The 22,013-nt window shown below is 42.1% G+C and carries 16 protein-coding genes and 1 riboswitch; of the genes, 4 read left to right on the top strand and 12 right to left on the bottom strand.

What is annotated here, in order from left to right; genetic code table 11:
* Window positions 1–154: 154 nt before the first annotated feature.
* A riboswitch (SAM riboswitch) is annotated at window positions 155–265 on the bottom strand.
* A 133-nt stretch (window positions 266–398) separates the two neighbouring features.
* From QWZ17_RS01845 to QWZ17_RS01820, 6 genes are all read right to left on the bottom strand, one after another.
* Entirely contained in the window at window positions 399–1,136 is a 738-nt protein-coding gene (locus QWZ17_RS01845) for a Bax inhibitor-1/YccA family protein (RefSeq protein WP_290303160.1), read from the bottom strand.
* A gap of 248 nt (window positions 1,137–1,384) precedes the next feature.
* Window positions 1,385–2,323 (bottom strand): hypothetical protein, encoded by a 939-nt coding sequence (locus tag QWZ17_RS01840; RefSeq protein WP_290303159.1) that lies wholly within the window; start codon window positions 2,321–2,323, stop codon window positions 1,385–1,387.
* Between the two features lie 89 nt (window positions 2,324–2,412).
* Window positions 2,413–3,183 carry a hypothetical protein gene (locus tag QWZ17_RS01835; RefSeq protein ID WP_290303158.1) on the bottom strand — a complete coding sequence of 257 codons (771 nt, stop codon included), beginning with the start codon at window positions 3,181–3,183 and terminating at the stop codon, window positions 2,413–2,415.
* A gap of 262 nt (window positions 3,184–3,445) precedes the next feature.
* On the bottom strand, window positions 3,446–4,774 hold the full coding sequence (gene ffh, locus QWZ17_RS01830; protein ID WP_290303157.1) for a signal recognition particle protein: 1,329 nt from the start codon (window positions 4,772–4,774) through the stop codon (window positions 3,446–3,448).
* A gap of 197 nt (window positions 4,775–4,971) precedes the next feature.
* Entirely contained in the window at window positions 4,972–5,988 is a 1,017-nt protein-coding gene (locus tag QWZ17_RS01825; RefSeq protein WP_290303156.1) for a DUF3078 domain-containing protein, read from the bottom strand.
* A gap of 150 nt (window positions 5,989–6,138) precedes the next feature.
* The gene (locus tag QWZ17_RS01820) at window positions 6,139–6,597 is read right to left on the bottom strand and encodes a DinB family protein (protein WP_290303154.1); all 459 of its coding nucleotides are present in this window, start codon (window positions 6,595–6,597) and stop codon (window positions 6,139–6,141) included.
* Window positions 6,598–6,683: 86 nt separating this feature from the next.
* Here QWZ17_RS01820 and QWZ17_RS01815 point away from each other — a divergent pair, with 86 nt between their 5' ends.
* A complete protein-coding gene (locus QWZ17_RS01815; protein ID WP_290303153.1) occupies window positions 6,684–7,862 on the top strand; it encodes a metallophosphoesterase in 1,179 nt (392 codons plus the stop codon).
* An 11-nt stretch (window positions 7,863–7,873) separates the two neighbouring features.
* On the opposite strand, the gene QWZ17_RS01810 is transcribed toward QWZ17_RS01815, so the two are convergent.
* The 3 genes from QWZ17_RS01810 to QWZ17_RS01800 form a co-directional block, all read right to left on the bottom strand.
* Window positions 7,874–10,429, bottom strand: coding sequence for a DUF5686 and carboxypeptidase-like regulatory domain-containing protein (locus tag QWZ17_RS01810; protein WP_290303152.1), 2,556 nt, complete (start codon window positions 10,427–10,429; stop codon window positions 7,874–7,876).
* Window positions 10,430–10,735: 306 nt separating this feature from the next.
* The gene (locus tag QWZ17_RS01805) at window positions 10,736–12,943 is read right to left on the bottom strand and encodes a tetratricopeptide repeat protein (RefSeq protein WP_290303151.1); all 2,208 of its coding nucleotides are present in this window, start codon (window positions 12,941–12,943) and stop codon (window positions 10,736–10,738) included.
* Between the two features lie 210 nt (window positions 12,944–13,153).
* Window positions 13,154–14,608, bottom strand: coding sequence for an RtcB family protein (locus QWZ17_RS01800; protein ID WP_290303148.1), 1,455 nt, complete (start codon window positions 14,606–14,608; stop codon window positions 13,154–13,156).
* Window positions 14,609–14,763: 155 nt separating this feature from the next.
* Here QWZ17_RS01800 and QWZ17_RS01795 point away from each other — a divergent pair, with 155 nt between their 5' ends.
* The 3 genes from QWZ17_RS01795 to QWZ17_RS01785 are packed head-to-tail and all read left to right on the top strand — an operon-like array spanning window position 14,764 to window position 16,476.
* Window positions 14,764–15,249, top strand: a complete 486-nt coding sequence (locus tag QWZ17_RS01795; RefSeq protein WP_290303146.1) for a hypothetical protein — start codon at window positions 14,764–14,766, stop codon at window positions 15,247–15,249.
* Between the two features lie 24 nt (window positions 15,250–15,273).
* The gene (locus tag QWZ17_RS01790) at window positions 15,274–16,314 is read left to right on the top strand and encodes a helix-turn-helix transcriptional regulator (protein ID WP_290303144.1); all 1,041 of its coding nucleotides are present in this window, start codon (window positions 15,274–15,276) and stop codon (window positions 16,312–16,314) included.
* Between the two features lie 3 nt (window positions 16,315–16,317).
* Window positions 16,318–16,476, top strand: coding sequence for a hypothetical protein (locus tag QWZ17_RS01785; RefSeq protein ID WP_290303142.1), 159 nt, complete (start codon window positions 16,318–16,320; stop codon window positions 16,474–16,476).
* 106 nt (window positions 16,477–16,582) lie between these two features.
* Here the strand turns inward: QWZ17_RS01785 and QWZ17_RS01780 are convergent, their stop codons facing one another.
* The 3 genes from QWZ17_RS01780 to folE all read right to left on the bottom strand — a co-directional run bounded on the left by QWZ17_RS01780 (window position 16,583) and on the right by folE (window position 22,011).
* Complete coding sequence (locus tag QWZ17_RS01780; protein WP_290303140.1) at window positions 16,583–20,314, bottom strand: ATP-binding protein; 3,732 nt, start codon at window positions 20,312–20,314, stop codon at window positions 16,583–16,585.
* 59 nt (window positions 20,315–20,373) lie between these two features.
* Entirely contained in the window at window positions 20,374–21,261 is an 888-nt protein-coding gene (fabD, locus tag QWZ17_RS01775; protein ID WP_290303139.1) for an ACP S-malonyltransferase, read from the bottom strand.
* A 102-nt stretch (window positions 21,262–21,363) separates the two neighbouring features.
* A complete protein-coding gene (gene folE / locus QWZ17_RS01770; protein WP_290303138.1) occupies window positions 21,364–22,011 on the bottom strand; it encodes a GTP cyclohydrolase I FolE in 648 nt (215 codons plus the stop codon).
* Between the last annotated feature and the right edge of the window lie 2 nt (window positions 22,012–22,013).

Below are 22,013 nucleotides of genomic sequence, written 5' to 3'. Positions count from 1 at the left end.
AGTATCAAGTAATTAGTATCAAGTATCAAGTACGGGAAAGCCCGATAATTGATTAAATTAGATCAACACAAGCTAAGAAATCTTGCTACTTGATACTAACTACTTGCTACTAAAAAAAAGCTTACATCGAAAAGTCGGGTGTTCAATTGACTTTCGCTTATCTTTCCAGGGGCTGTTTAGCCGGCCGGGTAGAATGTAGCACCTTGTGAAGCACAGGTTGCTAAGACATCGCAGGGTCTAATCCCTCCGTCTTTCTCCATAAGCAATGCAAAGGTGCATAATAAAGCGGTAAAATGCAATAGGCCAGCCATTCTCAAATCTGTAAGCCGTGTAAATTTCCGGGCATAAAAAAAGCCGCCTTTGCGGGGCAGCTTTTATAATAATTTGTTGGTTGCTAATTATCTTCTTCTGCCAAATAAACGCAGAATCATCAGGAAAAGATTGATGAAATCAAGGTACAGTGTTAAGCCACCCATTAAAGCCATTTTTTTGGCAGATGCATCACCATACTCTAAACCGGCACCAATGTTTTTCAATTTCTGCACGTCATAAGCAGTTAAGCCTGTAAATACCGCAATACCTACATAGCTAATGATGTAATACAAAGCGCTGCTGTGCATAAAGAAGTTCACCAATGATGCCACAACTATACCTACTAACAACATAATCATGATAGAGCCAAAGTTAGTTAAATCAATGTTGGTGGTGTAACCGGCAACTGCCATTACGCCAAACACCAAGGCCGAAATTGCAAATACGCCAAATACCGAAGCAGAGGTATAAATAAGCAATATAAAGCTTAAGCTAACTCCTGTCAACGCTGCATAAGCAACAAATAACAAGGCTAATACCGGGTATGAAATACGATTTAAGCCAAAGCGCATTAATAAAACAAATGCCAAAGGCGAAAACATGGCCACATAAGCAAGAGGTGTTAAAGCTGCCTGCCCAGATTCGGTGCTGATTAGCAATGAAAGTAACGACGGTGTATTTGCAAATGCAAAAGCGCAAAATGCCGAGATACCCAAAGCCACAAACATCCACAAAAAAACATTAGCTATAAATTTACGGGATGCGTCTTGGTCGGTTAATTGTATTACGTTTTTGTAAACGTAGTCAGGATCTTTTAATTCCATTTTTGTTATAAATTAATACACGAATATACGAAGAATTGGTGAATATATTGTGAGTTTTTGGAGCGGAAGACTTTTTGGACCAAGGACCTGGGGACAAAGCATAAAAGACTTTTGTAGGAAGGATAAAAGAAACAAAAACAAGGTTTTTGGAGCATGTATAAATAATCAGAATGCTTGAGATACAGACATCAAAAACATTCCTGGTTTGGAATTATTTTTTTTATAAGCCTAACTCAAAGTGGCACCTTTTAAAAGGTCACGCTTACCCCTGCCGAAAACAAAAAGTACAATCCATTTTTGGAGGTGTTACTCACGTAATCAACCTGGTTAAAAGGCTTGATAAGGTAGGGCGTAAAAATAAGCTGTACCTTATTGATCACATAGGTAACCGGCATCGATCCGCTGAAGGCCAGCAACTGGTATCTGCGCACCTCTTTTTGATTTTCCTGGGTTACGGTTTGGGTAATGATGGTTTGCTTAGGCTGATTAGGGAACAATACATTAATAGGCGTTTGTTTCTGCGGAGTTTCTACCGAACGGGTAACCTGCGATTCGGTATAATATGTTTGGTAAAACGACTGCGTACCCGCGTAAAGCGACGCTGTTGGTGTAATTTTTAATCCATTAAGTTTAGTTGGGCCGGTTTTATAGGCAAAAATCTCTTTTGAAAGTTCGGCCGTATTAATGATATCGTGTTTGTCGTTTTTGTCAAAACGATAACTGCCACCCGCTGTAAACTTCACAATATTATCGGGGTTGGCATAAAGTTGAGCATCAATGGTGGCATCAAAAGATGATAATATAATAGGGCTGCTGCCTGTAATAAAAAATTTGGTTGCAGATACATTACCTCCGTAATATTTTTTACTATCAAAGGCAAACACATAACCCGGGGTAACACTCAAACCTTCCGCACCTGATTTTGATCCATTCAAATCAAAATAGCCAATAGCGCTTAAAAAGAAGCCGTGTTTGCTTACCAGTGTTACACTGGGCAATAACAAAGGCACACTGCTTTCATCGCGCCGGCCGGCGTAGGTAAGGTTTGAAATGTATTGAGCGCCAACGTTTACAAAAATTTCTTTAACCTGGGGCTTTTTGGTGGTATCAGTAGTAGTTTGCTGGGCAAAAGTATGTAGGCTACCACTCATCAAGATGAGCAGCGCAATAAGTTTAAGTTTGTTCATCGGGGTAGTATTTAACTATAGGTAGGGTATTTAGGTATCCACAAAAGGGCCCCAAGAGGCCCTTTTGTAATGAGTTATTACTAACTAATTTATTGTTTAACAGCGCTTACTTTAGTAGAGCCACTGCCTGTAGCGTTAAGAGAAGCACTTTTTTTGCCTGCTTTAACAGTAGTTGCAGATGAACCGCTGTTAGCTAAATCAACATTAGCTCCTTTTGAAGTTGCAGCAGTACTACCAGAACCTTTTAAGCTTCCGTTGCTGCTTACGCTTACACTTTTGGCTGCTTTAATTGCTTTGCTTCCTGTAGCTTTAGTAGCGTTTACAGTTGCAGTTTTAGCAGCTGATGCTTTTACAGCTGTTTCCTTAGCTTTCGCGCTCACGTTGGCCGATGCATTTGAGGCAGCGGTTTTTGTTGCAGATACTGCACCGTTTACCGCGTTGGTGGTATTGGCAGTAGAGGCAGAACCGTTTAAGCTACCAGAGCCAGATACGTTAGTTGCAGCTGATGAACCATCAACCGCGGTATTTGAAGCTACATTAGCGGCCGAATTAACACTTCCGTTTAAAGTTGTAGCCTGGTTGGCTGCTGTTTGGGTATTGGCTGCCGCCGCGTTTGTAGTAGCCTGCGTTTGAGCAGCAGTACGTGCTGCTACATTTTGAGCCTGGGCAGCTGCCTGGTTGCTGATATTAGCAGTTTGGGTAGCAGCCTTTTGAGCTACAGTTGCCGCATTAACTGATGGTAAAGCGGTTTGAGTTACTATTTTAGTTGCTGTGGTAGCGCCTAAATTAACCTGCGCTATACTTGCTTTTGCCGCGAATAATGCTGCTGTAAATAATACCGGTTTCAATAAATTTTTCATGACTGTGTTCTCTAAGTTTAATTTAACATGCTACATATGTGTTTTTACACCGCAGCATGACATTACACAGACAAAGCCTATGCCATACAACCTTTAGGAGGTGAACAAAACTGAACGATTGCTTTATATGTATGGTAAAATATACACAAGCGAAGCCGGCTTTTCAGAAAACAACACAAAATTCGACATATAACAAAAAAGCTCCCGGCTATAACCGGGAGCTTTTTATACTTTTATATTCCCCCTTCGGGGGTTAAGGGAGTTACATTTTCGGCATCCGGCGCATCATGCTGGCCATGGCTGCGGGGTTGCTCATTTGTTTCATCACTTTTTTCATATCGTCAAACTGTTTCATCAAACGGTTAACCTCGGCCAAATCGGTACCCGAGCCTTTGGCAATACGGTTACGGCGGCTTTGATTAATAGTTTCCGGGTTTGATTTTTCAAACGGCGTCATTGATTGGATAATAGCTTCAATGGCCTTGAACGCGTTATCGTCAACCTCCACATCTTTCATCATTTTACCTACACCAGGTATCATACCCATCAGATCTTTCATGTTACCCATTTTTTTGATCTGCTGTATCTGGCTGTAAAAGTCGTTAAAGTCGAACTTGTTTTTGCGGATCTTCTTCTGTAACTCTGCTGCTTCCTTCTCGTCAAACTGCTGTTGCGCGCGTTCAACAAGCGAAACCACGTCGCCCATGCCCAGAATCCTTGATGCCATACGGTCGGGGTGGAAAACGTCTAACGCTTCCATCTTCTCGCCGGTACCAATAAACTTAATAGGCTTGTTTACGACAGATTTGATTGATAGCGCGGCACCACCACGGGTATCACCATCCAATTTGGTTAAAACAACACCGGTAAAGTCAAGGCGATCGTTGAACACTTTTGCCGTGTTCACCGCGTCCTGGCCGGTCATGGAGTCAACCACAAATAAAATTTCATGTGGTTTTACCGCGCCTTTTACCTGCTCAATTTCCACCATCATGGCTTCATCAATAGCTAAACGACCGGCGGTATCAATAATCACCACGTTGTGGCCATTTTGCTTAGCCAGGGCTATACCTTCCTGTGCGATGGCAACCGGATCTTTTGATTCCCTGTTAGCATAAACCGGAACGCCTATCTGCTCGCCCAATACCTGTAGCTGGTCTATCGCGGCAGGGCGGTAAATATCATCGGCAACCAGTAAAGGTTTTTTATTTTTTTGAGTTTTTAAGTAGTTAGCCAGTTTACCGGTAAAGGTTGTTTTACCGGCACCGTTCAAACCTGCAATAAGGATAATGGTTGGTGTAGCCGGGAAATTAAGATCGGCCGTGGTGCCGCCCATTAACTCGGTAAGCTCATCGTTCATGAGCTTGGTTAATAACTGACCCGGAGAAATTGAGGTTAGTACATTATTACCAAGTGCTTTTTGCCTTACATCATCGGTAAATGCTTTGGCGGTTTTATAGTTAACGTCGGCATCCAGAAGGGCTTTTCTAATTTCCTTCATGGTTTCGGCCACGTTTATTTCTGTAATAGTTCCCTGGCCTTTCAGTACCTTAAAGGCCCTGTCAAGCTTATCCGAAAGATTTTCAAACATTATTATTATCCTAATTTTGAGGATACAAAGGTATAGTTTTTGGACTATTTAGACTATATGATTATTGGACTTTTTGACTATAAGGCCATTAGATATAGAATAGCCGTTTTTAGACCAAATTATTAATAGTCTCCCAATAGTTTATCAGGCGATAAGAGCGCTTCTGTCCCACAGTCCAATAGTCTGTCCCTCCGGGACTACGGAAACCTATACAGCATTCCCAGCGCCAGGCCTTCGGTACCCTGGGCGGCGTCGGCGGTGTGCCTGTCATATAACAGCGTGCCGTTGATGGTAACGTTTATCAGGCGGTTTACTTTGGCCGATAAAACTGCATCCACACGGTGGGTAATATATTTTGGCGACTGGTTGTATGGGATAAACAGTGCGTAACGGGTGTTAAGGTGAATATTTTTGGCAATATCCTTGTCAAATAAAGCTACGACCTGGAATGCCAGATCGTTTTTTACTTTATGATTTTGGCCTACGCCGTAATCATTAACTTTTCTAACACTGTCAGATAGCACAAATGTTTGCCTGGCGGTACCTGTACCCAAACGCAAATCAAAATATCCGGTAGGCTTGTACTCAAAACCGAGTGATTCGGTTAAGTAACCTGGTGCCATGAAGTTAGAAATTTCCTGGGAGCTAAACTGTCCGTTGCCAAGGTCGGTGTAATTGAAACCCTTATCAAACTGCGACTCGAACGTTAACGATCCGAAAAAGTACCAGTGTTTGGATAATTGCGAAGCCAGTTTGTTATCAAAGTAAATACGGTCGTTGGTTTTACGTTTGCCTTGCCCTTTATTTTTAGCTACGCCATAAGTAAGGTTTAACTCAGATACATAACTGAACGGTGCTTTGTTATACTCGGTGTGGTAAATAAAGTTGGTACCCAATGCCACAGAGTTTACACCACCCGCGCTATAGTTATTGGTAAAAGCCGATTGGCTAAAGTTTAAGGCAAAAGTGACCGCTTTTTTCCAGTACACCGGCTTATAATCAAGCATGGTTACCGGTATCTGCTCGCGCTGGATAGTGATTTGCCTTACCCTGGTAGGAATCGCGTTTTTTCGTGAATCGATGCGAAATTTGTTTACCTGGGCGGTATCAATTTTGATGGTATCCTTTTTCAGCGAATCGGTTTGCTGGGCGCGTGCCGATATGCTGCAGGCTATCGATGCTATGAAAAGCAGGGCAAGTCTGGTTTTTAACATAGAAACAAAATAAAGCAAAAAAGTTCTTTTATAACGTGATAAATCAAAATTGTTGCAGATTGTTTGGGATGGAGCAAGGATTTTGATGGAGCAAGGAACAAAGATTTAAGGACAAAAGATGGGATTGGGGTTTTTGTTTTCTTGAATTGGCTATGCCGATAACAGGCCAAATTGTTTAAAATGATGGGTAAAATGTTTGCTGTGCCATATGATCCATTCCTGGTGGTTCATACTGCCAAAGCTTAAGTGATCTTCTGTAATTCCCGGTGTTTTAAAATGCTGATCGAAGGTTGCAAGTTCCTTCATTAATTGTTCAATAGCCGCGGATAAATTGGGGTAGGCATAGTTTGACGGCAAATCTCCCAGCACAATGTTCATAGGCATAGGGGTATCTGTATAAATCATAACCTGTTTTGAACGATTGGCTTCTTCTGGTGATCGCTTGCAGGTAAACGTGAACGTTCCATTGGTGTATTTCACATTGGTTATCAAATGCTCTACCATTTGTTGCGCGTTCATTTTACCCCAAAGCGGCAGGGTTGTGGGTTCAAGCTTTTTCAATAGCTTGAACAGGTTATGCCGGTTGGATTTTTCAATGAGGTATTGCATTTTGGGACTCGCTCGTCAATTTTACAAAAAAAATTCAGCAAGCTTAAAATGTTTTGCCCGTTCAATCGTCTGCATAGGTATACAACATGAAAAAACGCGTTCCTTTTATACTGCTTATTATATTTATTGCCGATCCTTATTTTTACCAGGCGGTAAAAACTCTCACGGCAAATTCGTTAATCTTATCGGCTTATTGGCTATTTGATGTGGCTATTGTGGCTGGTTTAATATTGGTTATGCTCAGCCGAAGCCCAACCCGCACCATGCCCCGCCTTATTCCCTGGCTTATGGGGCTAATGCTGCTTTCCATAGTTCCTAAAATTGCGGCCCTGCCGGTTTTGTTGCTGGAAGATGTTGTTCGCCTGTTTCGTGGCTTTCCGCCCAGAAGCGAATGGGTAAGCTGGCTGGCGGTGGCAATTGCGGCTGTGCCATTTATTGGCTTGTTGTACGGCCTCACCGGCGGACGGCATTATTACAAAGTGCGCAAAGAAACGCTCACTTTTCCGGATTTGCCCGAGGCTTTTGATGGTTTTACCATTACCCAATTGTCTGATATTCATTCGGGCAGTTTTACCAGCCGGGACGGGGTAGAGAAAGGAGTGGCTATGGTGAACGATCAGCAAAGCGACGTGATCCTGTTTACCGGCGACCTGGTGAACAACGAAGCTATTGAAATGGACCCATGGATTGATACTTTTGCCCAGCTTAAAGCCCGGATGGGCAAATTTTCTGTACTGGGCAACCATGATTATGGCGACTACAAACGTTGGGAGCACGAGAGTGATAAAAAGTTTAACCTGGTTAGGCTGAAAGAGGTACACAAGGAAATTGGTTTTAAACTATTACTTGATGAAGCGGTTACCATTCAAAAAAACGGACAGTCGATATCGCTCATCGGTGTAGAAAACTGGGGAACGGGTGGCTTTCATCAATATGGAGATTTGCAAAAAGCTACAACCTGGGTACCAGCGAACGCGTTTAAAATCCTGATGTCGCATGATCCGTCGCACTGGGAAGCGGTAACGCTTGGGCACGATAAACATATCCATTTAACACTATCCGGCCATACCCACGGTGCCCAGTTTGGCATCGAAGTATTTGGCTTTAAATGGAGCCCCATTAAATACATTTACAAACAATGGGCAGGCTTGTATCAAAAAGCCGGCAGGTATCTGTATGTTAACCGGGGCTTTGGCTTTTTGGGGTTAAAAGGCAGAGTTGGCATCTGGCCAGAGATTACGGTTATAACCCTGGCCAAAGCCTAATAAACAATTGTTTAAAAATCAGGGGCAAAACTCAGTTTAATACCATAAACAGATGTGCCGGGGTGATCAAGGTAATTGAGCCTTTTAATAACATCTACCCGCAAAATTTTAAATATGTTGCCTATACCTGCACCCACTTCCACATATGGCGTGTTACCTAAGGCAAATGTACCGTTGGCCCCGTTGGCTGCCGAAGGGAAACGGTATAAATTAGCTGAGTAAAGCGGATTGTTTTCGGTGCGCAAACCGCCGTATAGTATTTTAAAGGATAGGTATTCGCGCCATTTTAAATGTTCAATCAGTGGAATTTTATTGAGGAAAAACCCGTTGAAACTTTGAGTTAAGTTAAAGCCGGCATAATGATCACTTACAAACTCCAGGTAGTTCATGCCATTATAGGCATCGGCGTTGTAGGCAATGGATTGATTGGCCGCGCTGATGTTAAGTAAGGGGAAGGGCACCTTGCCAATTAAATAATTACCCATCAATGTAACATCGGTAAAGCCCAATTGCGAAAGGTAAAACCGTTTCACAATTGACCCTGTAAAATTGGTATAGCTGTATGAGCCATTCATCAGCCCCTTAAAATCGTGATTAACCTGTAGCGTTAAAATAGGGTATTTACTGTAAATGATATGGCGGTATTGAGTACCCTGTATTACTTGTTCATGCGGGGCGTACCGTAAATTTACGCCTACTTCGGTGGTAGTTAAATTGTGTACAAGGGTACCGGCTTCGTCGTTTTGCTGATACAACAATGTACCTGCCGCCCGCTGATTCCAGTTTTTAAAAGTAAAATCGTACGAGAAATGATTTTCAAATTCCTTTAAATAATCAACAGTAAAAATACGACTGTACACCCAATAATCTGTTTTGCCCGAGCTGAAGGATGACAGCGTGGCTTCGGCATTGCTTATAGCATAATTGTGCCCCGGTACATTAACATCATATAAATACCCAACTTTAATATAATCATTGGGATATCGGTAAACGGGGTTTTTGTTGAACGAGTAATATATGTTTGGATTATACTTAAACTCCTTATCTTTTGTTCCGTAAGCGGCAAAGCCTTGTAAATAAATACTTTTGCTGAGTTGCGGGGTTGATCTGCCACCAATCTGAAAGCGCGAACCTTCCTGTGTGTCAAAAGCGTAAAGCGAGCCTAAAGGGCCAATTTGTACCGGGCCGGTGTTGGCATATCCGCCGGTTAGCGTAGCTGCCCACCAGGTATCCCGTTTAAAGGCGTGCATACTTTCGAGCCGTTTAATTTTTTTATACGCCTGAGCCTGGCCGGCAGTTAACGAGTCGGGGCGGTTGTGTTCCCAATACCCGGTATCAGATTGATGCAAATCGGTAGCCTGCTGCATACTTTTGCCCCGGTAAAAATCATCGGGCATAGGGGTGTTTAACTTGTAATTGGTAAACAATACCGTACGTTCGCCATATATGGCCAGGCCTTTTTTCTTTAATATTCCAAAATCGGCCTTTACATCGCTTTTTCTTACATAATAACGCCCATCAGGGTATCGTTCAAAACTGAGCTGCACCTGCAGGCTGCGCATAAAATTAATGTTGATTTGCTTGTTAACGTTAAGATCGCAGCCTTCAACAGCGTAGCGGCCATCCTGGGTTACCAATAGCTTTCCCTCAAAAAGTAAATCGCCTTTGTTGCGCGGGGTAAAGCTTATTTCAATAAGATTGCCTTTATCTGTTTTTATGGTATCAGTAATAAAAAACTTATAAAACTCTGGCGAATGGTTGGCTATGGGACTCAGAAACTGGTTGGTAAGAATGAAAATGTTGTTCTCATAAATATCAATATTGTTGCCGTATAACCTGTTAAGGTAAATATTAACGCCGGCGGTATCAATAAACTTAAGAATGTTAAGATCCTTTTGGGCCTTTAGTATTTGTATTGATTTTGAAGGGTTTTTGCGGTAGTAATTTTCTGATAGTTTTTCGGTAAAAAAGACCGGCAGCGTGGTGCGGGTTTGCCCGTTTACTTTTACCGTGGTATCAAGCATAAATTTATACTTGTCAAAAAGTTTGATGAGCCTTGCCGAGATATCAAAAAAGGAAAACCCGGTGCGTTCATACTGGTCGTATTGCAAATAATCGGCACTGGCGGCCCTGTTTTCGGGTTTGTGATCAATAACTTGCTGAATAAGTTCAACCGCGGGATTCCCTTTGTTGCGGTATTTTACTTTTTTGGTTGAAGTAATGGCAACTTCTTTTAGCTGGGTTTGGCTGGCCTTAAGCGTAATGTGCAGTTCATTAACCTGGCCCGCCTTTATAATTTTTGTGAGTGATGGATAACCCACATGTGAAAATGTTACTTTACTAAACAAGCCGGTTCGCCTTAGGTTAAATGCTCCCTGTATGTCTGAACTGGTGCCTGCTGTACTACCGGTAAATTTTACGCTGATAAAAGGAAGTGGTTTGCCCGTAACCGCGTCTTTAATGGTACCGCTTACCTCGGTTGCCGATTGTAATGTTTTATCGAAATTATTGGTAGCCGCTTTTACACTATCTGTTTGCTGTGCTGCCGAAAATAGAGGTATCAGCAAAAATACAAGGCTAAAGCTCCTTTTTAATGGCGGAAATTTAAAAGCCCCCAAAGGCCTCTGTTTTTTGGTAGTCGGCAAAGTGATGAATGCCTTAAAAAGTGGTAACAAATTGAAAGTTTATTATTTAAACGAAAAAAGAACTATGCAAGTATTGATATAACCATAAGCATGTTACCTGCTAAATGTTTTACCCTTAGGTGTAAGATAGGCTTAAATTCTGTAGCGAATATGTTTTTTTATTGATTTGCCTGCGCTTCCATGCAAAACCGTACCTATTTAACAGAAATTTAACAATTGAAGCGTAAATCAGGCTAAAACGGGTGCCTCTACATTATTGGCAAGGGGCAGCGTGAAATAAAAGGAGGTGCCTACCCCTTCAATGCTGTTTACCCAAATTTCGCCGTTGCATTTTTCAACCAGGTCCTTGCAAAACAGTAGGCCCATCCCCGTGCCAGATTCACTTTTGGTACCCACTTTACTATCAACTTTGGTTTTAAAAAGTTTGGCTTTTTGCTTGGGCGACATGCCCGTGCCTGTATCTTTTACAATAATCCTAACTTTTTTATCCTGTGTATCGGCCGATATTTCGATAACATCGCCCGCGCTCGAAAATTTAAGCGCGTTAGTGATCAGGTTGCGGGTTACTATGCGGATAGAATTGGGATCTGAAAAAACCTGCAAATCATCCGATACATTTTCCATTAGGGTGATACCTTTTAAAGCAGCCTGCTCCTTATGGTTCTGCATTTCGGAATTAATTAATTCTTTGATACCGAAATTTTTTACCGAATTACCAAAGTTTGCCATCTGGCTGTTTACCCAAAATAGCAGCGTATCTAAAAAGTCGGATGTGTACTCCAGTTTTTTTAACGCCGCGGGCAGCATCTCCATAAATTCCTCGTTGCTCAGGCTGTCATCTTCAAGCAGGCTAAACATGCCCCGCAAAGTACTTAGGGGCGATCGCAGGTCATGCGCCAAAACAGAAATCAACCTGTCTTTTAAACTGTTAAGTTCGTTTAATTTCAGGGTTTGCTCATCCAGGTCGGCTTTTTGGGCTATCACCTCTTCATTTTTTTCGGTAAGCTGCGCGTTAATCTTTTGCTGATTTAGCTTTTGCCGGTAGTACACACCTAAAATAACCAGCATGGCGGCTAATACAATACCGAAGATGGCATTTAGCAACAATTGTCCATGGCTTTGTTGTTCGTAAAGCTGGGCGTTAGCTTTTTGTTGAAGCTGCTGCTGTTTTTGTTTTTCGGCAAAGTTGTATTCAAGGCTATAGGAGGTAAATTTTTGCAGGCTTTCGTCTTTTTTGGCGCCAACTTTCATTTTGTCAAGATCGGCTTGTTCAAAAAAAGCTTCCTTGTATTTGTTTAACGCGCCTAAGGCCTTAATGAGTTGCAGCCTTGAGTTTGACCGTAATAGCGTGCTGCCTACCTTATCGGCAAGTGATTTGGCCTGCACGGCATAATCATAGGCTTTAGCGCTATTATGAGTGGTGTTGTAAAATAAAGCCAGGCTGGTTAAACAAGCTGCCCTGTTATAATCAAGCTGATTATCAATGCTTATTTTTAAAGCCTGGTTTAAATAAGCCAGGGCTTTATTGGTTTGATTTTTATACAGATAGCAAACGCCAAGATCATTCCACCCCGAACTGATCCCGTCTTTATCATCTTGTTTCTGGTTTATTTGCTGGGCCTCGGTTAGGTATTTTATGGCCTCATCATACCTTTGCTGGGCAATCAACACTTCGCCAATGTTAAGGTAAGCCGTGGCAATGCCGCCGAAAGAGTGCCGCTGTTTCCAGGTTCTTAAAGCCTTGTTGTAATAGTTAAGGGCTTCGGGATAAATTTCCATATTTTGCAAAACAACCCCGATGTTGTTATAGTTGGATGCTATGGCCTTGGTATTGTTAAGCTGTGTGTTGATATTAAGGGCCTTAAAATAATAATCTAACGCCCTGGTTGAGTAGCCAAGGTTATCATACACGTTGCCCATACTTAAATAGGTGCGGGCAGTGCCCTGCAAATCATGTATTTTAACTTTAATGGCAAGCGCTTTATTTAAAAAACTTAAAGCTTTATCGTAATTGCTTGATTGAAAATAAAGGTTGCCGTAAATTTTATAGCAGTTACTTAAGCCTACCAAATCGCCCAGGGGAGCATATAAGGAAATTGCCTCATCCAGGTTTTTGCCTGCATCGGCATATTTACCCTGGCTAACGTATACTGTGGCAATAACCAGTAAGGCATCGGCGGTGCCTTTTTGATAAGCAATTTGCTGGGCATTGCTAATAGCCATTTGGGCATAGATGATGGTACTATCCGGATACTGCGCTGTATACTCGTTTGCCAGCCGGTTTAAGCTGTTGATAAAAGCGGTATCGGCGGTCTTTTTTTCGGCTATGGATTTCTGCACCGGCGACCTCAGGCTATCTAACCTTAAATTGCGGCTTTTACCCATACAAAAAGCGGGCATCAGCAACAACAGGTATAAGGGCCAGGTTTTACGCATATTTATAAATGTGCAGTTTTTAAGTGAAATATAATAGCAAGGCAACAGAAAAGTTTGCCCTATTGAAATCACTTGTACGATAAATATATACAAAAGTTTATGGAAAATATTCCTATAAACTATAAAGTCCAAAAGCTGATAGCAATTGGGCTTTATAATTAAAAAAAAACTCCCAGCACCCCGCCACCGGCAACCCGCACCTCTACCTGCTTAATCCTCTGGCTTCTCCCTTGCATCGGCCATTCTCACTATCCTTGGCTCAAACCTGGCTAATACATCAACCAGCCCGGTTTGGGCGGCCATTACGGTGTGGATGTCTTTGTAGGCCATTGGCGCTTCGTCAATATCGCTGCCCGTTAGGGTAATGCGTTTTTCAATGAGGTTGGCCGCAACCTTTGCCCTATCCAACACTTTAAACGCGGCGCTTCTGCTCATGGCCCTGCCAGCGCCATGCGATGCCGAATTGATAGATGCCGCGTCGCCTTTACCGCGCACCACAAAACCAGGTGTGCTCATGCTGCCGGGAATGATTCCCAGTACACCTTCGCCGGCTGGTGTGGCACCTTTGCGGTGTACCATTACCGGCGTACCATCGGCTAATTGCTCCTGCCAGGCAAAATTGTGGTGATTCTCTATCATAGTAAGCGGTTTTATATTTAGCGCGCGGGCTATTTTGTTATGGATTTCATGATGATTGGCGCTGGCATATTCGCCTGCCAGGTTCATGGCAATCCAGTATTCCTGCCCCTCTTCCATATTTAAATCAAGCCAGGCCAAATGTTTGGCTTCGGCGGGCAGCTTGGTTTTGCTCATCGCAATTTTTGAGTAATGATCCGCAATGCTTCCACCAAAACCCCGCGAACCTGAGTGCGATAATAAAGCGAGGTAATTTCCTGCCGGGATGCCTTCTAAAGCGCCATCGGCAATGCTTAGTTCGCCCCATTCCACAAAGTGGTTACCGGTACCGCTGGTACCTAACTGCGCATAGGCTTTATCTTTCAGGCTCCGGATCATCCTTGTTTCGCCCCAGGTGCGGCTGTCAAATAATGAGCTATCAAAATGTACCTTGCTTGTTTTACCTATTCCAAAATGGGTATGCTCGCCCAATACGGTTTTAAGCTTATCGGTTTCGGTATCCACTGTTGTGGCAGGCAAATCAAAAATGCTAAGACACATCCTGCAGGCAATATCAACCCCAACCGCGAACGGGATAATGGTGTTGGCTGTTGTAGCCAGCACCCCGCCAATTGGCAGGCCATAACCCTGGTGCGCATCGGGCATAAGGGCGCCCGCGACAGCTATCGGTAATTTTACAGCTGTTTTCATCTGTGCTAAGGCGCCCACTTCAATATTCTCCAGGCCCCACACCGGGAAATCGGCTATCTCGGTTTTAAGAGCGAAATTGTTTCTTGGCTGCTTTAAAAAATGCCCGTCCTTACGCAGGTTGATAACCGTTTCGGCAAGGTTTTTAAACTTACCTCCCTTTTTCATGGCGTATGGCATAGGGTCGTCAATCAAAGCCTCCAGGTTGGCCAATATTTCGGCACGATCCATTACACCATGTTTCAGCAAACCATTGGCTACACGGCTAAAGCTTTCTAATATTTTAACATCATTAACACCCAATGAAGTGATGTCGTTATTGCTGATTTTTATCTTTTCCATTTTTTTCTTTGTGCCCTCTCCCGTTTTGAAGAGGGCTTTTTCTTTTCGACAGTACAAAGTAATATAGTCACTGCGCAATCTATTTGCGTAGTAAAAAATAATTTAATAAATTTATATTATGATAAAACTCGTGATTAATTTCCCCGATCAGCAATATGGTGTTATCTTATAATGGCTGTATAATTTCTATTGAAGACGACCTGATTAAGTGTAGTTATCCCGATCGTTTTGTTGAAACAAAATGGAAGATGGTTTTGAATGAAAGAGATATTTGCCTTTTTACTGATAAAAAGAAAGAACGCTCTTTTAAGATTGACGAGATATTGGAGTTTCAATTCGAAATGGGTAATGGTGGAGGCCGAAACCAGGATTTACCTGCATGTATCGCTTATATCATTTTAAAAACTGACACAGACCCAAAGGATTTCTTTTATTTTTTTATATATGAAGAATATGTACTTCTAAACCAAACCAAAGCCTATGATTTTGGCAGCAAAATATTAGGTCATATTAGCCAACGATATGATATACCGGCAACTTATAAACTATCTATCGACACAAAGAAAAAGCGAAAAGCGATTGCGATGGTGCCTCTGCTATTAATTATTATTATGATATGGCTACGGCTTCGTTTTGGATAGTTAATCACATTTATTTAAAAACCCATGCCCGTAAACCGCAACGCCCTCATCCGCTACCGTACTATTGATAACTGCCTGCAAAACCGCTATAAAAAGTGGACGCTGGATGATTTGATTGATGCCTGTTCTGATGCGCTGTACGAATTTGAAGGTATTGATACCGGCGTAAGTCGCCGCACGGTACAGGCCGATATTGAAATGATGCGCAGCAATAAGTTAGGGTACGAAGCGCCTATTGTGGTGGTTGATAAAAAGTATTATACCTATAGCGAAAAAGGGTACAGCATTACCAATAGCCCGCTTAATCAGCAGGATTTGCAGGTGCTGGGTGAAGTATCGGCTTTGCTAAAACAATTTAAAGGCTTCGGGCATTTTACCGATCTGAACGAGATGGTGAGCAAACTGGAAGATAAGATCTACAGCCAAAAAACGCATAGTACACCCGTTATCGATTTTGAAAAAAACGACAACCTTAAAGGCCTGGAATGGATAGAGGTTATCCGCAAAGCTATTGTGGCCAAAAAGGTCATTTGTGTTACCTATCAATCTTTTAAAGCCCGCGACGCCAGTACTTTTTGCTTTAGCGGCTATGTACTCAAAGAATACCGTAACCGCTGGTTTGTGTTGGGTAAATCGCACGTGCGTAATTCGCCGCTATTGACCCTGGCGCTTGACAGGATCAAAACTATTGAACAGCACGAAGACGCATATCGCGAAAATACACAGATTGATTTGGCTACTTATTACGATGATGTAATAGGTGTAACCAAAAGCCCCGGTCAGCTTAGCAATGAGGTTGTTTTTTGGGTAGATAGTGCTAACGCGCCCTATGTGATTACCAAACCGTTACATCACACGCAAAAGATATTGAAAGAGCAGGAAGATGGGATCATCTTTAGCATCCGGGTGATTATGAACTTTGAGCTGGAACGGGAGTTGCTTGGCTTTGGTGCCAAAATGCGGATATTGGGTCCGCGGATACTGGTTACCCAGATTAAAAAGCAATTGGTAAAAACATTGGACAATTACGACGCAGTAGGCATTGATAGCCGGCATGGCGGATAAACAATGGAAAATCTAAAACAGATCAGACCAGAGTGGGTGCCGTTGGCCTACCAGGATAAAGTGGAAGAGGCTACCGCAAAGCAGACTATTGTTAAGGCAGATGTAGGAAATGGCTTTGCGAAAAAAGGGATGAAGAAGGGGCAGAAAAAGCACCTTGGGTAAAGAATCTAAGATCCTTTGATGGTATTACCTCTTCAAAGACCTTTTGCCACCCAACCACTTCCCAAAAAACCTTTTACCTTTCGCCTTTATCCTTTTACCTCGAAGCTCAAGCAGATGGGAAGCTTAAATAAAACGTTGTGCCAATATCCATCGTAGTTTCAAACCATACTTTACCATTGGCGTTTTCAATAGAGTTTTTAACAAAGGCGAGCCCTAAACCTGTACCCGAGCTTTTGGTGGTAAAATTGGGCTCAAAGATTTTTTCGCGCATGTTTTCGGGGATGCCGTTGCCGTTATCTTTGATTGTTAGCAAAATATTTTTACTGGTGATCAGGTAATTGATCTCAATTAACCCTTTTCTATCTGGCGGGGTTGCTTCAATGGCGTTTTTAAGCAGGTTGTTAAAGCAACGCAGCAATTGGTCACGATCTGCCCCCACAATAAACGGCACTTCTGGCGGCATGTAGGCTATATGAATGTTATCCATTTGTTTAAAAATGGTAACCGCCTGGCTTAACATCTCAAAAATATTTATCGGCTCAATACGCGTATCCGGCATTTTAGCAAAGGCAGAAAACTCCGATGCTATTGACGACAGGCTTTCTATCTGCTCCACAAATGATTTGCTGAAACGCTCAAACTTGGCATCAAACTTAGGGTCTTTATCGCGCCATGATTTATCAAGGAGTTGCAAGCCCAGTTTAAGTGGAGTTAAGGGGTTTTTAATTTCGTGGGCAACCTGCTTGGCCATTTCGCGCCAGGCGCTTTCCCTTTCAGATTGCGCCAGCCTGTTGGCGCTGTTTTCCAATGCCGAAATCATTTTATTGTATTCCCTCACCAATGCCCCAATTTCGTCATTACGCTGCCATTTAATTGGCTCGTTCTTTTTACCATATATGGTTTTACTGAGGGTTTCCTGTATAAAGCTTAGCGGCGCGGTTATTTGCCGGGCAATAATAATGGCAAACAAACCTATCGCTATAAAAACCAGGGCGTAAACATTGATCATTACATTTAACAATGAACTGATTCGCTCTTTATAATCGGCCTCGTTTGAAAAATAAGGCAGCTGAATATAAGCGATGGTTTTATTATTGGAAGTAACTATAGGGGCATAGGCGGCCTTGTAACTCAACTCTCCTATGCGCTCATCATTTACAATTTCGGTTTTTTGCAGCTTACTTAAATAAATAAAAGCCCTTGAATTCATCTTTTTTGCAACCAGGCCATACTCATAAATTTTGGGTTGGGTGGTTACCAGGGGCACTCCTTTCAAATCAAATAAGATCAAGTCGGTTGAGTAGGTTTTAGCCAGTACGTTAAAATCAACCTGGCTTTTTTCATTTACATTATAAATATACCTGTTTAGCGCACCTGTTTGAAAAGCCTCGGCTATACGGGTTATTTTATCCCTTATTTGTTTTTCCTGCTGATTGTGGTATTGATTACCTATGGATACAAACGTTATAAAACCCACCACAATAAGGGTTAAAACCACTGCAATAATCATCACAAACTGAATACGGGTTTTATAAAGTACCTTACCAAAATTGATCTTAAAGTTCCATCGAATCCTATCGTCGGTAATGCTGAGTATCCTGATACGCACCCAGGCCCCGCGGGCAACAATAATAAAGGCGCTAAATATTAGTAATGACAAGAAAAAGAAGGTAATAGAGGTTACTCCATAGTACAACGCGTTAATCTCTTTACTTACAACAATTAAATTACGCTTACTGGGTTTATAAGCCAGGTGTTCATATTTGCTAAAGGCGTTGTACCATTCGGGGCTATTGCTTTTGGTGGTTTTTAAAACGTATTCTTTGAGTTTTCCTTTAAAGTCCGTATTGTTTAATGAGTAAACGTAGCTTCCTTTTTGGCTCAGCAATACATCATCGCTGTAATAGGCGTATGAGTAATCTTTAAATTCATCGTCAGACCGCACAGGTCCATCTATCAGCAACTCGGGGAAAGCGCCGGTTTGCAGGGGTTTTGCTTTAAACTCAACCACCAAAGTCCCCAACTGTTTATTATCGCTGTTGATAGCCAGTATTGCAAAATAGCTTTGAAAGCCAAATGATTGCGGAAAGCGATAAAAATGGGTGCCAAGCACCTTTATAGAACTATAAACAACCAGGTCTTTAAACGAGTTAATGGGCAAATCATCGATATCGCCCAGCGGCTGGTCGCCGGCATCATATTCATGGATCTTTAAGCTATACTTTGAAAGATAGCCATCAAAATATAATTTTTGAAACCGGGTAGTAAGGTATTCGTTGTTATGAACATTTTGCTTAAAATACCTGATAATGGCGGTATCGGTAACAATTCTGTTTTCAATTCTTTTAAAATAGTTTTCGGCATCCGGATCAGAAGGGTCTTCTAATTTGTGTACCAGTTTTTTGCGAATGTTGGCCTCCTTAATACCCTCAAAATGGTTGAGTTTTATGGCCGAAATAAGCGAACAAATGAAAATTACGCATAAAAAAGTACTTGTAGTGAGCTTGCTCCCCTGGTATATAAAACCATAAGCCCGTATCAGCACAAGCAGCATCCACAACAAGTAAAACATGGTAAACTCATAATATACCATGAATACAATGGTGGTACTTACAATGCCCACCAGCAGTAAACAAAACTGGTGCGATTTAGGCACATTAAGCTTAAGGCACAGGTAAAGCAAAACATCGTCGAGCAGGTAAAATATCAGGAAGCTAAAACAAAGCATTAAAACTCCCAGGATACTAAATGACGATAAGCCCAGTACATTGTTTACATTAAAATTGATGCTGGAGTTAATAACCAGATCATAAAACAACCTGAGCAGGGAGGTAGATACTCCAATAAGCAGTAAAACACTCAGTATAACCGTAAGGTAGCCCATCGCGCCACCGTAAACCCTGGTAAACAGCCGCCGCCGTTGCAGGTATATGAATGCTACAAACCAAAAAACACAAACGATATTAATGCAAAAATCGGCAAAGGATGGGTACAGTATGCCCGACTGATATATTTTAGGATCAAAGATCCTGAGGGTTTCACTAAAATCGGGAAGGTGATAGTATAAGTTAATTGCCCTGAATAAAGCAATGAACAATAACATCACCACAGCCGAAAACCAGGGATAGCCCTTTGCCGCCATATAACAGCAAATATTATGGATCAACACACAAAGCGTTAGGAGGGTTAAAATCCAAAAAGCCGATTCGTAATAAACAAAAGCATAATTGATGCTATCAGCCTTTTGCCTTACCGAAAAAAGATACTCATCGGTGCTGCTGTGTACGGCATAAACATCTTTATCGCCAAGATCGGCTATTTCAATATTATTGCTGGTGGTGATGTCTTTTGCAAAGGTATTTTGCAGATACTTGTTAGTAAACGCGTAGTTAATTTTTACCGGGATAAAGAAAATAGCCGAGAAATCGCCCTCGGTTTTTTTGATTGCTTCATAGTAGCCGTTAGGTTGTTTTATAAAAGAAACACCATCTTTTATATTTTGTAAAGTATCGGGCAAAACTTTTATGCCACTCCAAAAGCTTAACTTGTTATTATAAGCAGTTACAAACCAGATATTATGTGTTGTTGTAAAATCATTGATAGCTTCAATGGCGTCTCTGTCGCTCGCTGCAAGTGTTTTTAACTTGTTAAAGTTTTGCTTATCATTTAATTGCTTATAAATGTATGCTTCTTTTTTGTGCAGGTTATCTTCAAGGCTTTGCCCGGTTTGCACCAGGTTATTTACGGGGGTATACGTTTTCTGGACAAAAATAGCTGTCAGCAATAACCCAATACCAATAAGGGTTAACAGTAAACGTATTTTTCCGGATGTAGTCAAAGCGTTAGCAGATAAAATGATTTAAACAAAAAAGGCACTGTTTACAGTGCCTTTTAAAATTACTGAGGCAACACGGCACTCGCGGTAGCAATTGCCCGGTCAACTTTTTTCACAAGGCCTTGCAATACATTGCCCGGTCCAACTTCGGTAAATGAAGTGGCGCCATCTTCTAACATGTGTTTTACAGTTTGTGTCCACCTAACAGCGCCGGTTAATTGGGCTATTAAGTTTTGTTTGATAGAAGCCGGATCTGTATACGGCTTGGCATCAATATTTTGGTAGATTGGGCAAACAGGAGCGTTGATCTCGGTAGCAACAATAGCCGATTCCAGCTCAACCCTTGCAGATTCCATTAACGGTGAGTGGAACGCGCCGCCAACTTTTAGTTTAAGCGCCCTTTTAGCACCGGCGGCAAGCAGTTTTTCGCAAGCTTCGTCAACGCCTTCAATTGAGCCTGATATTACCAGCTGACCAGGGCAATTGTAATTTGCAGTAACCACTACTGCCGAAACCTGCTGACAAACATCTTCCACAACAAAATCATCTAAACCTAAAATAGCGGCCATGGTTGATGGTTGTATTTCGCAGGCTTTTTGCATAGCATTGGCACGCGCTGCTACTAAACGCAAACCATCTTCAAATGATAAAGCACCGGCTGCTACCAACGCAGAAAACTCACCTAATGAGTGACCGGCAACCATTTCGGGCTTAAAATCATCGCCTAAAACCGCTGCTAAAATGGTAGAGTGTAAAAATATGGCTGGCTGGGTAACGTTAGTTTGTACCAGATCTTCGGCTGTACCATCAAACATTACATCGGTAATGCGGAAACCTAATATCTCATTGGCTTTTTCAAATAACTCGCGGGCCTTATCTGATTGTTCGTACAGATCTTTACCCATACCTGGAAACTGGGCTCCCTGCCCCGGAAAAATATATGCTTTCATTTTTTATGTCGGATTTCGGATGTTCGAATTTGGATTTATGCCTAATCCGATCTCCTAATTTATCTTCTCTTGATTCTTGACTCTTGGTTCTTGATTCTCTTCCTAACTTAACTTCGAACTTATCAAATTTAAAAACTCGGTGCGGGTTTTTTCTTTCAAGAACTCGCCCGTAAATGCCGATGTGGTTGTTACCGAGTTTTGCTTTTGTACGCCACGCATGCTCATGCACAAGTGGCGGCACTCAATAACCACGCCTACACCAATAGGATTCAATGTTTCCTGTATGCAATCGCGAATTTGATTGGTTAAACGCTCCTGCACCTGCAGCCTGCGGGCAAAAGCATCAACCACGCGGGGTATTTTGCTTAGGCCAACAACATAGCCGTTGGGAATGTAGGCAATATGCGCTTTGCCAAAAAACGGCAGCATATGATGCTCGCACATGGAATACACTTCAATATCCTTTACAATTACCATTTGGCTATACTCCTCCTTAAACATGGCCGAGTTAAGAATGTTTTGGGCATCCAAATCATAACCATGGGTCAAATACAACATCGCTTTGGCAATCCGTTCGGGCGTTTTTAGTAAGCCTTCGCGTTGCGGGTCTTCGCCTATTTGGGTTAATACGTTATGATAATTGGCCGATAGGTTTTCTATCAGTTTAGGATTGTACCGGTCTATCTTGGTGTAACCGTCAATGTCGTCATCGTCATCATCGCGGTTAGTAATGTGATCTTTATCTATCATCT

The organism is Mucilaginibacter flavus (genome assembly GCF_030409315.1).
Lineage (GTDB): Bacteria > Bacteroidota > Bacteroidia > Sphingobacteriales > Sphingobacteriaceae > Mucilaginibacter > Mucilaginibacter flavus.
Note: the sequence above shows the minus strand (reverse complement) of the source record. Positions and strands in the feature narration are given on the sequence as shown.